Here is a 14151-nt window from a genome sequence, read left to right as displayed (position 1 = left end):
ATTGCTTCATCTTAGTATGAGTGGATGTTAATACTTCAATCGTAATTTTAATAAAAAATATTATGTCAGTACAAATTTCTGCATCCGATGTAAACAAATTGCGTCAACAAACCGGCGCAGGTATGATGGATTGTAAAAAAGCTTTAATTGAAGCTAATGGTGACTTCGAGGCAGCTGTAGATTATCTACGCAAAAAAGGTGCAAAAGTTGCTGCTAGTCGTCAAGATCGCGACTCTAACGAAGGTGTAATTATTGCAAAAGCATCTGCGGATGGCAAATCAGGCATCGTGGTTAAAGTAAACTGCGAAACTGACTTCGTTGCTAAAAATGCTGATTTTATCGCATTTGCAGATACTATTGCGGAAGCTGCGTTAAATAATCAACCTGCTTCTTTAGAAGATTTGAAAGCTATCGAAATTGCTGGTGGTAAAATCGCGGATCAATTGATCGAGCAAACTGGCAAAATTGGTGAGAAAATCGAAGTTTCTACTTACGAAAAAATTTCAGCTGAGAAAGTTGTCGCTTACATCCACGGTAACTACCGTTTAGGTGTATTGGTAGGACTTACTGCTGACGCTGAAGGTGTTGATGAAGCAGGTAAAGACGTTGCAATGCAAATCGCTGCAATGAATCCGGTTGCTATCGATAAAGAAGGTGTAGATACAAAAACCATCGAACGCGAAATGGAAATTGCTAAAGAGCAAATTCGCGCTGAAGGTAAACCAGAAGAAATGGTTGAAAAAATCGCTGCAGGTAAATTGAATAAATTTTATAAAGATAATACTTTATTGAACCAAGAGTTTGTTAAAGATTCATCAAAAAATATCGCTCAATTCTTAGATTCAGTTTCAAAAGGATTGACAGTTACATCTTTCAAACGTATTCAACTAGGCGCATAATAAGCGTACCTCACATTTTAAAGTCCGTCTCACTTTGCAGTTAGACGGACTTTTTTTTACTCCATCTCATTTCATAAAGAGATCTTTTTTGCAAAAATTACCTTTTGCAGATCAAGGCCGAAATAAAATTTCTTTAAATTTTCCTTAACTTGGTCTTAGAAATAATTCACTATGAGCGGCAGGCAAATTAACAACAATTCTATTAATCAGATTATGTTAATCATTATAATAATCTTGATTGGCATTCTTATTTTTAAGAATTTGTTTTATTATCTTCCGGGATTCCTTGGTGCCATTACACTCTATGTCTTGTTTAGGTTTTCATATTTCAAACTGACAGAAATAAGAAAATGGAATAAAACACTAACTAGTTTATTGTTTATTCTAATATCAATCGTATTTATCGTTTTACCACTTTGGGGTATCATTGATTATCTAACCCCTCAAATAACTGGATTGCTTAGTAATACAGAAAACATTGTAGCTCAATTCAATCTTTTAAAACAGTATTTAAGTGATAAGCCGTTTTTAAAAGATATAGATCTATCAGACGAAGCTTTATTAAGCGGATTACAAAGATTAACCAAATACGTTCCTAGCATATTAAATTCAGTGGCTGAGGTAGGTGTAAACTTACTGGTCACATTTTTTGTGTTGTATTTCATGCAAGTTCATGGCCGAAGAATGGAAAACTACATCATAACTGCCATTCCTTTTTCTGAGAAGAGCAAATTAGAAATTTGGGCAGAGGTCCATCTGATGGTTCGTTCAAACGCACTCGGGATTCCAATTCTTGGGGTGTGTCAAGGTATTGTAGCGATGCTGGGGTATTGGATTTTTGGCGTAGATAATTTCATCTTGATGGGCATATTAACCGGCGTAGCCTCTATTATTCCTATATTAGGCACGATGACAATTTATATACCATTGTCTTTAATCACTATTGCCTCAGGGGAACTTGGAAATGGGATTGCTATTGGATTATTTGGTTTGATATTAATTGGGAGTATTGACAATATACTTCGTTTCACAATTTTAAAAACTTTAGGAAATGTACCTCCTTTAATTACCGTATTTGGAGTGCTTCTAGGTTTAAAACTCTTTGGAATGCTGGGGTTAATTTTTGGTCCATTAATTTTATCCTCGGTTGGCGTTTTGATAAAAGTATACACAAATGAATTCGGCAAATCTAAAGATTCATCTGCCAAAGAGCATCCTTTCAATTAAATATTCTCCATACTGCTTTACCAGCGCATTGTAAGCTTTCTAAGTATATCTCAAATTAAAGTCATAAACCAGTTACTACCTCAGGCTTTACCATCATTCCAAGCTTAAGATTGGTTAAATTAGAACATAATATACAAAAGGGAGAATTTATGAAACTTTTAGAAAACAAAGTGGCAATCGTAACCGGAGGAGCTTCAGGAATTGGCAAAGCTATTGTGGAACTCTTTGTCAGAAAAGGAGCTAAAGTAGTCATCGCAGATTTAAATGATCAATTAGGAAATGAATTAATTGACAATATTGGAGATGGGAATGTTATTTTTGTAAAGGCTGATACTTCCTCCCCCCTAGAAAACAAAAAAATCGTAGAGGCTGCGATTGAAAATTTCGGAGGACTTCATATCGCCGTAAACAATGCAGGTATAAGTGGTAAATCGGCAACCGTTGGTGATTTGGATATTGAGGAGTGGAAAAAAGTGATTGATATCAACCTTAATGGTGTATTTTATGGCATGCATTATCAACTTCCTGAGATTGAAAAAGTGGGTGGAAGTATTATAAATATGGCATCCATTTTGGGTAGTGTTGGCTTCGCAAAATCCGCCGCCTACACCGCTGCAAAACATGGCGTAGTTGGATTAACAAAAGCAGCAGGTTGGGAATACGCAACCAAAGGAGTTCGCGTAAACGCAATTGGTCCAGGATTTATAGCAACACCTTTAGTTGACAAGGCCATGGACCCGCAAGCAGTACAATATCTGGAAACCCAACACGCATTTCAACGATTAGGTAAACCCGAAGAGGTTGCAGAACTTGCCTTGTGGTTGGCCTCCGAGAAGTCTTCATTTGTAACCGCGTCTTATTACCCAGTTGATGGGGGTTACCTCGCCAGATAGCATGAGTTAAAAATCAAATGAATATAAAATTATCTTAGCAAGAATCGGATTTTAATTAATTAAAAAAATCTGGAAATTTGATTATGGAAAATACGCAAAAAGAAATCAATTTCTCAAGAATTGCTTCGGCTATTCAATATATTCAGGATCATTTTCAGCAACACCCAAGCTTAGAGGAAATTGCTGCACATGTTCACTTGAGTCCATTTCATTTTCAAAGAATATTTTCAGAGTGGGCCGGTACAAGTCCCAAAAAATTTCTGCAATATACCCAAATAGGTTATGCCAAACGTTTATTAAAACAGGAGCAAAAAACCTTATTCGACACACATCTTTTAACAGGAGTAAGCAGTACGAGTAGACTTCACGATCTGTTCATCCAGATTGAAGGAATGACTCCGGCAGAATATAAAAACTCAGCAGAAGGTTTGACCATACATTATAGTTTTCAACAGACTCCTTTTGGTGAATGTATTATTGCCTCTACCCAGAAAGGAATCTGTTTTATGGCATTTTCAGATCGCAAAGAAATGAGTATTATTGAAATGAAATCACATTTTCAATTAGCAAATTTCATTCAACTAGAGACTGAATTCCATCGACAAGCTTTACAGTTATTTACTGTGGGGAATAATTCATTAGACACCATCAAATTACACCTCAAAGGAACTGCATTTCAATTAAAAGTATGGCAGGCATTGCTCCAAATCGAATCAGGGAGACTATCTAGCTACAAGGATATCGCCTGTCGTATTGATCACCCCAAAGCATCGAGAGCTGTTGGAACTGCAATTGGACAAAATCCCATCGCATTTTTAATTCCATGTCACCGCGTTATTCAATCGACTGGTCATTTTGGAGGATATCGATGGAATCCTGTTCGTAAAACCGCGATGATCGCTTGGGAGCTCTCAAAAAACGATAAACAAGCCTATAGCCCGAGCAGAGATGTATTATGAAGCTTAGGATAATAGGAACAGACAAACACAAATGAAATTATTCAATACAGCGGAACCAACAAAGAATTTATTGCCATACGATGGGATTGTAAACTACTTTGGACCAATTATCCATGAAAAAAGAAGTATTTACGAGAATCTCATGAATCAAATCGAATGGAAACACGATCAAGCCATATTGTTTGGAAAACGAATCCAAACAAAAAGAAAAGTAGCCTGGTATGGCGATCATAATTACGATTACAGTTATTCAGGGATTCTCAAAACAGCACTCCCCTGGACAGATGAACTACTCGTATTAAAAAATCTTGTTGAAGATGTTACCTGCGAAACTTTTAATTCTTGTTTGCTTAATCTATACCATAACGGTTCTGAAGGCATGGCTTGGCATAGTGATGGAGAGACGGACTTAAAGAAAAATGGGGCTATAGCGTCCTTAACTTTCGGAGCAGAACGTAAATTTTCATTTAAACACAAAAAAACCAAGCAAAAGGTGGATCTTATTTTAGAAAATGGAAGCTTATTAATCATGAAAGATCAGACCCAAACGCATTGGTTACATCGTTTACCTCCTACCAAAATAAATCATGGACCAAGGATCAACCTGACTTTCAGAACTATAGAAAATTTTAGCAAATAATTGTATGCCATTTATATTTTTTTTACTTTTGTAAAACATAAACCCCTAAAATACAGCATGTAATAGCAAGTTTCTTTCCACAATAAAACAGCCGCCATAATTGGTGTAAGCTTTTCGTTTGAACCCAAAGTGAAAGAAATTATGATTAATTTACAAAATGCGACCTATCTGCACCCTAATAAAGAGGTGTTGTTTCAAGATTTAAATCTGATTGTTAATAAACAACAAAAAATTGCCTTAATTGGCAATAACGGAACTGGAAAGTCCACGCTGTTAAAAATTATAGCCGGACAATCACGGCTATCCTCCGGTAATCTTTCCTGCACTGATATCCCTTATTATATTCCCCAGCTATTCGATAAGTACAACGACTTTAGTGTTGCCCAAGCACTTGGTATTTCAGAAAAACTAGAGGCTTTGCAAGAAATATTAATTGGTAACATTTCCATTCAGAACATGGACATCCTGAATGAGGATTGGTCTATTGAAGAACGATGTGAGCAAGCCCTAAACGCTTATCAACTTCACAATATGGATCTCAGTAAAAAATTAGCTCATTTAAGCGGCGGAGAAAAAACCAAGGTTTTCTTAGCAGGAATAAACATTCATAATCCTGAGTTGATACTGATGGATGAACCGACTAACCATTTGGATGAACCGGCTAGAAGTTTACTCTATGAGTTTATTGAGAAAACAAATAAAACGTTGATCATCGTTAGTCATGACCGAAGACTATTGAATTTAATTCCTGTTATGGCTGAATTAACTCATAAAGGAATAGCCATGTTCGGTGGTAATTATGATTTCTATTTTGAACAAAAATCAATTGCCAACAATGCTTTAAGTCTAGAAATACACCATAAACAAAAGGAATTAAATCAAGCCAGGCAGAAAGAAAGAGACTCCATCGAAAGGCAACAAAAATTAAATGCCACAGCAAAAAAGAAAAAACAAAAGGCGGGTCTTCCAAAAATCCTATTAAATAGTTTAAAGAGCAAAGCTGAGGTTAGCACTTCGAAATTAAAGTCCATTCACCAGGACAAGATCAATGGTATTCATCAGGATATTTCTGAAGTTAGAAAAAACATTCAAAATTTAGAGCAAATGAAATTTGGTTTTTCATCATCAAATTTACACCAAGGCAAAGCTCTCCTGGAGGCGAAGGATTTGAACATAGAATTAAATGGAAAGAATCTTTGGGGAGAGCACCTGAATTTTAGGATTAGCCACGGAGATAGGATTGTCTTAAAGGGCGTTAATGGGGCCGGTAAGACGACCCTTATTAAGATACTTTTAGAAGTCATACCATTCACTCATGGTCAAATTTTCAAAGCCAATATGAACAGTATTTACCTCGATCAGGAATATTCTTTACTTCAGACTCCTTTATCGATTTACGAAATGGGGCAATCTTTTAACAATTCCGGATTGCTTGAACATGAAATTAAAATAAGGTTAGATAGATTCCTTTTCAAAAAAGAAGATTGGGATAAACCGTGTTATCTTTTGAGTGGTGGTGAAAAAATGAGATTAATCATTTGCCTATTAAATATTTCAAGTCAAGCACCTGATTTAATTATATTGGATGAACCTACAAATAATATTGATATTCAAAACATCACCATTCTCGCTACAGCTTTAAACGAATTTTACGGGACTTTACTTGTTGTCTCACATGACGAACAATTTATCAAAGAGATCAAAGCTGATAAAATAATACAACTATACCCTCAACGAGATATTCAAATTTAAAATCGAAATCATGAAAAAAATTATTTATAAAATAGAGCGTAAAACCCAGAGGTCTTTAGCCTGCGGGATGTAAGCGACTACGCCTGATTGAGTATGTACCCACGAATGGTCTCAGGAGATGCAGAATAGTTTCACGATCCCGCAATTTGCTAAACTTGAAAATGGGATGTTTTACGCACCAAAGTTTAAAAAAGCTATTAAAGTAAATAGTCACCGTGAAGTAAAGGGTACGCTTGGAAAATGTACTGTAAGTAAAACGCCAACAGGGAAATATTTTGTATCCATACAATACAATGACGGACTAATTATTTTGACCTACGATATTCTGTATGCAAGTTAATAGCTCATCTGTAAGCTTCTATCTCATTAAAAAAATAAGTCGACCGGACTATTTTAGAAAAATTTTCATTTGTTCAAAACAAAATAATGAAATTAACTGTTTGATTATTAAATAATTCACCTTAAATTAGCGTTAATTACCGAAATACTTGACCACATTAACAACAGTATTCATTAACCAAAATCCGAATCATGAAATGGAATTTATTACTATATCTTTCCCTTGTCTTCATCATTGGATGTAAGGATGATGAATTGATTCCTGAAAAACAGCTCATTAATAGAACGCTCTTAGAAAAATTCATATGGACAAATCAAATCGAGGTTGAAGAACAATATACTGATCAAATAGAACCGATAAAGTATCTAAAAACCTCAAGTTTTAGCTTCACTCCCAATCAATACAGCCATAAAGTAGAAAGTTCATTACAAAATAGATCGAATATGGATTTATTGAAATTCGCACCAGAGCTAGAAAATATGGAAATTTGGGGAGATTATCAGATCTCCGATACGGATTCCACCTTAACCATTCAATACAAAACGAACTTGACTCTTGGAGAGAAAAAGAATAACCAAAACCAGGATAATTTATATATGCAATTAAGATATAAAATTTTAAAATTGACGATCAATGAATTAGCATTAAAGCAGTTATTAGACTCCACATTTTCGACCAATCAACCTATTATCACTTTTAAACCCATTAAAAGCTCAATGTATTAATGCAGCTTTAATTTTCGTTTAGTTTTAAAATGAATGGAAAGTATTTTCAATGCTATGCAGAAACATTTCACAACGCATTCCTAATAAATCGAAGCCAATTTTCATGTGCAATCTGGGTAATTTCTTTCTCTTTGTAGCCTCTTTTCCTTAGAATAGGAAACAACTTCTGTATATCAGCGATTGTCTCCAAATCATAGGGACATTGCTCACGTCCGAAAGCACCGTCTAAATCACTACCTACAGCAACATGAGATGCGTTCCCAGCAATTTGGCAAATATGATCTATATTATTGGCCATAATTTCCATATTGCATTTTGTACCTAAGGGAGTAGACTTTCCTCTGACCCAGTTGGGCACCATCATCCAAGCATCCAGCGCTACACCTATCACAGCATTTCGTTTAACTAACGCTCGAATCATATCATCGCTAAATTGTCTGTTATGATCTACAAAAACTCGGCAATTATTATGGCTCGCCCAAACCGGACCCTGATAACGTTCTAAAGCATCCCAAAAAGCATCATCATTCAGATGAGTCGCATCCAATATCATATTTAAACGATCCATTTCTGCCAACAAAGCGATACCATCCGCATTCAATTTACCGTTGGAATCTGTTCCATTAGCATATCGACCTGGACCATAATGAGCAGGTCCAATAGCGCGAAGGCCATAGTTGTAAGCCCTTTCAACATACCCTAGATCAACGATAGAATCTGCACCTTCAAGGCTTAGTAAATAACCAATGGGTTTCGTGTCATTTACGGTACCACTGGTCCATTCAGCAATATGGACATCCAGTTGATCTTTTGTGCAAATCATCCGCATAAACCCGGCTGCTTCCATTTCTTTGTACCAAGCTAACTGCCCTTGTGTTTGTGCCCAAGCCTGTTCTGGCGAAAACCAACCAGGAAGTGAACTTTCAGGTTTGACATACCGTGCAATTTGTGTCGCTACGACTAAACCTATATTCCCTTTACGCAATTCCTCGAATGTCACAGTAGCAAGAGAGCGGTCGGGTTTATCGTGCATTCCTTGCTCTCTTTTGTTCAATTCTGAAATGGATATCCGCAAGTCTCGATTCCACTCCAATGCATTCATGCTAAGGTCAAGATGGCCGTCTATCAAAAAGGGCTGTTGATTACTCATTTGTTTAAATATTTAACATTCTATTTCGGCCGATCACTTGCCAAGTGGTTGTTTTTTGATAATCTTGGATTACTGAAACTCTATCGTAGAGGGCTACAGTTGGACAAATATGTGTTGGAACAGCGTACAAAACTTTTCCTATTGGGTATGTGCCACTATCCTGTACAGACAACACTAAATGTTCCTCACTTTGAAAAACGATTAGTGCATCATCCGCGTTTAAAAATGTTACCCTCGGTATTGGAGGGTCTGAGGCGACCGCTTTGTACCCCAAATCAACACAGATATGGGTTTGATCGATTACAGAAATAACACGGGTTAATAAGACTGCAGCGTATTTGAATTCCTGTTCAGGTATCTGAGTGCGATATCCCCAATCCCAGAAAACAAATGTGCCTGGACTACAAATTACCTCCTTTCTGTTGGCATGACTGCTGAAACTAGGGCTTCCTCCTATGACCATCTTTAAGGCATAAGAGTATTTAGATTGAATAGAAATAAAAGCTTCAAACAGTAATGCATAAGAAACATCACTTTGTTTTTCACGAACCATTGGATCGTTGTGATGAATATGACCATCGTAACCATGCAGTCCTTCCAGGAACAACGACTTCTGTTCTTCAAGAGCGGCCCACAAACTTTCTATTTGAGTCACAGAAGTTCCGGTACGCCCCATGCCTATATCAATATCAAAGTATATATTTAAATGAATCCTTTTATTGCTCGAAATAGCCCCCAACTCTCCTATTGAATCCGCATTGTCCACAAGACATGAAAAATGTGTATTTGGGTATGACTCTACAAGTTTCATCCATCGATTTAGTTTAGGGCCAACAGGTTGATAAGCCATCAGTACATCCTTGGCATCACACAATGCAAGCATCTCAGCCTCAGCGATTGTTGCGCATTTGAATTGTTCAATCCCCTGCTCCATCATCATCTTACACACTTCAATCATTTTATTGGTCTTGACATGGGGTCGTAATCGGCCGACATCCCCACCAACCATTTTTTTTAATAGGCGGATATTATAATCAATTCGATCAGGATATACCAAAAGGGCAGGCGAATCGATAGTATCCGCATTTTCCGTTTCATACCAATGTTTCATTACCTAATCCTCATACAATTCAAACAATGCTTCTATTTCTACTGGAATATTATCTGGTAGTGAACCAAAGCCCACAGCACTCCGCGTGCCAATGCCGTTTTCTTCTCCCCATACCGCAGCAAAGAGCTCACTACATCCGTTTATGATGTAAGGATGTTGTTCAAAATCAGGGGTACAATTAACCATCCCAAGTACTTTAATAACCCTTTTTATTTTATTTAACGAACCAAGGTTTGATTGGATCGTAGAGAGCATAGTTAAACCCACCTGTTTAGCAGATAATTTACCAGCTTCTATATTTAAATCGAGTCCAATACGACCTATCATTAGGCTAGCATCATCCTGCACAGGTCCATGGCCCGAAAGGTATAAGTACTTACCATCTATTACATAAGGCTTATATACCCCTTTTGGAGAAGGCGCAGGAGGAAGTGACAACCCTAATTTTTTAAACTGTTCATCTGCATTAAACATCATTTTTTATTTTTTAGTGACAAATTCGATTATATAAACAAAGATAATAATAGCACTGCTAACAGACCAACGATGGCAACTAAAGCTTCCATTACCGACCAGGATCGCAGAGTATCTTTGATTGACAATCCAAAATACTCTTTAAACATCCAAAAACCAGAATCATTAACATGCGAAAACATTAAACTTCCCGCGCCTATAGCCAAAACCATAAGGTTAGGATTTATACCTGAGTTTTGCAATAGGGGCAACAAGACACCAGCTGCCGTCAGCGCAGCTACAGTCGCCGATCCAACACATCCCCGAATAATCGCTGTGATGCACCAAGCTAGAACTAAAGGATGTACAGGCAAGTTTTGTAAGCTTTTAGCCAATTGAATACTTACTCCGCTTTCCTCCATGACTTGCTTAAAAACACCTGAGCCCGCGATAATTAATAAAATCATTGCAATATCTTTCACTGCCTCTCCATAGATTATCATCACATCTTTCATCGAGCGCCCTTGATAGATACCTAAAGAAAAGGAAGCGAAAATGATGGATATTAACATCACAATGGATGGCGAGCCAATAAAACTCATAAATTCATGAACAAATGCGTTAGAGGCTGGAATCACATAAGGGAGTATGGTCAATAGAATCAACAGCAATACGGGCAGTAGCGTTGTCACAAAGCTATTCCATTTTCCGGGTTGCGTGAAACCGCTGTCAGTTGTATTATTTTCCTGCGGATCAAAAATCTCAGATTTTCCTGCCTTTATTTTTCCCAATGTCCGACCAAAAAGAGGACCACCGATGACAATAGCTGGAATTGCTATAAGCAATCCGTATATTAAGGTAAGGCCCATATCCGCTTCAAACAATATAACTAATGCGACCGGGGAAGGGTGAGGTGGCACGAAACCATGCGTCACAGAGAGCGCTGCGAGCATGGGCAAACCGATATAAACTGCAGATAACTTAAATTTATAAACTATTGAAAATATTAAAGGCACAAGTAGTACAAACCCCACTCCATAAAACAAGGGTATACCCACTATAAATCCCGTAAAAGCCATCCCCCATTGGAGATATTTTACGCCAAACAGTCGCACCATAACCGTAGCAATATTTTCTGCAGCACCGCTTTGGGCGATAATCTTTCCAAGCATTGCCCCCAGAACAATGATGAGTGTAAGTCCTCCCATAATAGAAGATATCCCTTTTTCCACGGTACTTGGGATAGTCACAAGTGGGATACCTAACGCAACTGCCGCCAGTATTGAAACAACAAGAAACGCCAAAAATGCATTGATTTTAAAATACGTTATGCAAACGATTAGCAGCAGTAGACTAAGGAATACAATTGTAAATACCATTTAGTTTTATAAATCAGTAACGATGATTTAATAAGATTTTCTTTTTAGAAAACTTTGGTTGATTATTTATCTAATATAGTAATATCTAAGTAAATACGGCAAAAATGAGCCGGGATTACTCATTTTTTTCAAAAAAGGTTAAAATTATAAACTAGAAAAGGGATCCTATTTTAAGACTTGGTTCTCACACCATGTGATTTCTGTTTCCATGAGAAACTTTTCATTCGAGGCATTGATCTTTAATAGCAATATACTAGAAAACAAAAGCGTACAATAAAACACAAAAAAACAAAGTTTAACGAATTGTGTTTTTAACTCCTAAAGGCAAAGACAAGCAATCAATTATTATACGTAAATTTATTCCATGAACACCAAGGTTTATATTCCTCACCCTTCATTACAACCATATATACAGGTGTATATGCATTCCAAAGTTGGAAGTCAGCCAGAACAAGTGGAACTGGACTTATTTCCTGTTGGTCATGGCGTTCTTACCTTTATTCTTGACGAAGAACATTTTTTATATAATGCCAAGCGGGATAAATATTATCATGTGCGCTTTAATTTTACAGGACAATTAGACCATCACCATCACCTAACCACATCATCCTCGTCAATGATTTATGTGATGTTCAAGCCTTTCGGTGCCTTTAAACTCCTTGGGATTCCTCAACAACTTCTGCTTAATGAATGTACGTTGGTTTCCGATATGTTAGGTACGCAAATCGCGACTTTATGTAGAAAGATGGAAGATTATGCAGCAGATCCCCCCTATGTCTTAAAACTACTAGAAGACTGGTTGATGGAGCAGTTGGCAAAAAATGAAAACCTTAAAACAGACAGGATTGCCTGTGCATGCAATCAAATCATGATGCATAATGGAAATCTGTCCATTAAGGAATTATACAACCTTTGCAATATGTCAAAGAGTTCACTAGAACATCATTTTAAAGAACAGGTAGGATTATCCCCGAAAACATTCAGCAGAATTATCCGTTTTAATCAAGCGAATAAATTTTTAAAAGACACCGCAACCTCTGACTGGCAGGAAATTATCTATTTATACGGTTATTTTGATCAGTCCCACTTTATTCATGAATTCAAGCATTTCTTTGGATATACTCCATCTCAAATACATTTGAGTCTTCAGAATCTTTCAAGCCATATTTCCGCTCTGGAAGTAACTGGCAGCAAAAAATCCCGCTAACTATTCCTTTACGTTTTCCTGGTACGCTATAAATTTGGGTTTTTTTACAATCTAGCCCGTTCCCGTCATTCTAATTTTACGTGTAGCTCACATTAGTCCTTCATCCCAATACGATAAAGGGTTAAAAGCTGTTAAAATTTAGAAGAAAAAAAATGAAAAATTACATCGTCACAGCACTTATATCCATCTGCTTTTTTGTTCTCCCACAAAAAAGTAACGCGCAGATATTTAAGAAGCTTGAAAAAAAGATTGAGCGTAAAATCAATCAACGAATAGATCGCAAGACAGATAAAGCGATTGACAAAGGACTGGATAAAGTCGAAGAAAGTATCGATAAAAAAAAGGATAAGGGTCGAGCAGAACAGACAGAAAAATCTCCAGAAGATAAAAAAACAACTAATTATGCGTCTTCAAAATTTGATTTTATTTCTGGAGAGAAAATTCTATTTTTTGACAATTTTCTTCAACAGGCAAAAGGAGATTTTCCTACGCGATGGAACACAAACGGATCGGGCGAAATTGTCGACCTACATAACCTAGAGGGAAAATGGTTGAAGATTCCTGACAATACCCTAAGTTTTCCGGAATTGAAAAATGTCCTGCCTGAAAATTTCACAATAGAATTTGACCTATTTTACCCAACCGGGGTAACCCGGCCACCGATAACTTTTGGTTTTACCGAAGTGAGCAATCCTGCCAAATCAACTATTCAACATAAAAAACTATTCTATTTTCAAATCCCAGCAACGATAAAAGACAATGTTGGTTATTCAACCAGCCTTTACTCAGGCAGGGAAACTACCCAATCCTGGCCTGCAAACCAGATGGCCGCAAAAGTTATTCATGTGAGTATTGCTGTGAATAGCACGCGCATACGGTTATATATGAATGATCGCAAGATGTTTGATTTACCAAAAGCCTTCGAGCCCGATAACCTGCGCAACAACTTTCATTTTCGTGCGGCCCCTCTGCTGCCCAAACCCAATGATGGATTTTATATTACCAATCTACGCATTGGTGAGTCAGGAATGGATTCTCGAAATCAATTACTCACTACAGGCAAATATAGCACCACAGGAATCCATTTTGAAACGGGATCGGCGACTATAAAACCTCAGTCCTATGGAATATTGAAGGAAATGGCAAATGTATTAAACGAGCAGATGGATATAAAAATAAAAATCGTCGGACACACGGATAGCGACGGGAATGCTGAGCTGAACATGAAATTGTCACATCAGCGGGCAGAAGCTGTAAAAAAGATCTTAGAAAGAGAATTTGGAATAAGTGGTAGTCGTTTGTCTACAGATGGAAAAGGCGCCTCAGATCCGGTATCAAGCAATTCGACATCTGAAGGTAAGGCCACAAACCGAAGGGTTGAATTTATTAAAATATAACACACATTCAAAAGCTCAA

The 14151-nt window shown here is 37.1% G+C and carries 14 protein-coding genes; 10 read left to right on the top strand and 4 right to left on the bottom strand.

What is annotated here, in order from left to right; translation table 11 throughout:
- Positions 1-62 precede the first annotated feature (62 nt).
- The 8 genes from tsf to AC6CHH_RS04815 all read left to right on the top strand — a co-directional run bounded on the left by tsf (position 63) and on the right by AC6CHH_RS04815 (position 7435).
- Positions 63-899, top strand: a complete 837-nt coding sequence (tsf, locus tag AC6CHH_RS04850; protein ID WP_498280298.1) for a translation elongation factor Ts — start codon at positions 63-65, stop codon at positions 897-899.
- Between the two features lie 213 nt (positions 900-1112).
- Positions 1113-2126: an AI-2E family transporter gene (locus AC6CHH_RS04845; RefSeq protein ID WP_498280296.1), complete on the top strand. Its 1014-nt coding sequence runs from the start codon at positions 1113-1115 to the stop codon at positions 2124-2126.
- 149 nt (positions 2127-2275) lie between these two features.
- Positions 2276-3019, top strand: a complete 744-nt coding sequence (locus tag AC6CHH_RS04840) for an SDR family NAD(P)-dependent oxidoreductase (RefSeq protein WP_498280294.1) — start codon at positions 2276-2278, stop codon at positions 3017-3019.
- Positions 3020-3102: 83 nt separating this feature from the next.
- Positions 3103-3978, top strand: a complete 876-nt coding sequence (locus AC6CHH_RS04835; RefSeq protein ID WP_498280292.1) for a methylated-DNA--[protein]-cysteine S-methyltransferase — start codon at positions 3103-3105, stop codon at positions 3976-3978.
- A 31-nt stretch (positions 3979-4009) separates the two neighbouring features.
- Positions 4010-4618, top strand: a complete 609-nt coding sequence (locus tag AC6CHH_RS04830) for an alpha-ketoglutarate-dependent dioxygenase AlkB family protein (RefSeq protein ID WP_498280290.1) — start codon at positions 4010-4012, stop codon at positions 4616-4618.
- 141 nt (positions 4619-4759) lie between these two features.
- The gene (locus tag AC6CHH_RS04825; protein WP_498280288.1) at positions 4760-6370 is read left to right on the top strand and encodes an ABC-F family ATP-binding cassette domain-containing protein; all 1611 of its coding nucleotides are present in this window, start codon (positions 4760-4762) and stop codon (positions 6368-6370) included.
- A gap of 118 nt (positions 6371-6488) precedes the next feature.
- Entirely contained in the window at positions 6489-6710 is a 222-nt protein-coding gene (locus AC6CHH_RS04820) for a hypothetical protein (RefSeq protein WP_498280286.1), read from the top strand.
- A 191-nt stretch (positions 6711-6901) separates the two neighbouring features.
- Positions 6902-7435, top strand: coding sequence for a hypothetical protein (locus AC6CHH_RS04815; protein WP_498280284.1), 534 nt, complete (start codon positions 6902-6904; stop codon positions 7433-7435).
- A 67-nt stretch (positions 7436-7502) separates the two neighbouring features.
- Here AC6CHH_RS04815 and AC6CHH_RS04810 read toward each other — a convergent pair whose 3' ends face one another.
- From AC6CHH_RS04810 to AC6CHH_RS04795, 4 genes are read right to left on the bottom strand one after another with little or no spacing between them, the layout of a single operon-like run.
- Positions 7503-8585 carry a dipeptidase gene (locus AC6CHH_RS04810; RefSeq protein WP_498280282.1) on the bottom strand — a complete coding sequence of 361 codons (1083 nt, stop codon included), beginning with the start codon at positions 8583-8585 and terminating at the stop codon, positions 7503-7505.
- Between the two features lie 4 nt (positions 8586-8589).
- Entirely contained in the window at positions 8590-9696 is a 1107-nt protein-coding gene (locus tag AC6CHH_RS04805; RefSeq protein ID WP_498280280.1) for a D-TA family PLP-dependent enzyme, read from the bottom strand.
- Between the two features lie 3 nt (positions 9697-9699).
- Positions 9700-10173, bottom strand: a complete 474-nt coding sequence (locus AC6CHH_RS04800; RefSeq protein WP_498280278.1) for a RidA family protein — start codon at positions 10171-10173, stop codon at positions 9700-9702.
- Positions 10174-10199: 26 nt separating this feature from the next.
- A complete protein-coding gene (locus AC6CHH_RS04795; protein WP_498280276.1) occupies positions 10200-11528 on the bottom strand; it encodes a gluconate:H+ symporter in 1329 nt (442 codons plus the stop codon).
- Between the two features lie 364 nt (positions 11529-11892).
- Between AC6CHH_RS04795 and AC6CHH_RS04790 the strand changes: the two genes are divergently transcribed.
- Both AC6CHH_RS04790 and AC6CHH_RS04785 read left to right on the top strand, forming a co-directional pair.
- Positions 11893-12735: a helix-turn-helix domain-containing protein gene (locus AC6CHH_RS04790; RefSeq protein WP_498280274.1), complete on the top strand. Its 843-nt coding sequence runs from the start codon at positions 11893-11895 to the stop codon at positions 12733-12735.
- Between the two features lie 152 nt (positions 12736-12887).
- A complete protein-coding gene (locus AC6CHH_RS04785) occupies positions 12888-14132 on the top strand; it encodes an OmpA family protein (protein ID WP_498280272.1) in 1245 nt (414 codons plus the stop codon).
- Positions 14133-14151 lie beyond the last annotated feature (19 nt).

The sequence above is a fragment of the Sphingobacterium sp. GQ94 genome (assembly GCF_059758715.1).
This window is presented reverse-complemented; position numbering and strand designations above follow the sequence as displayed.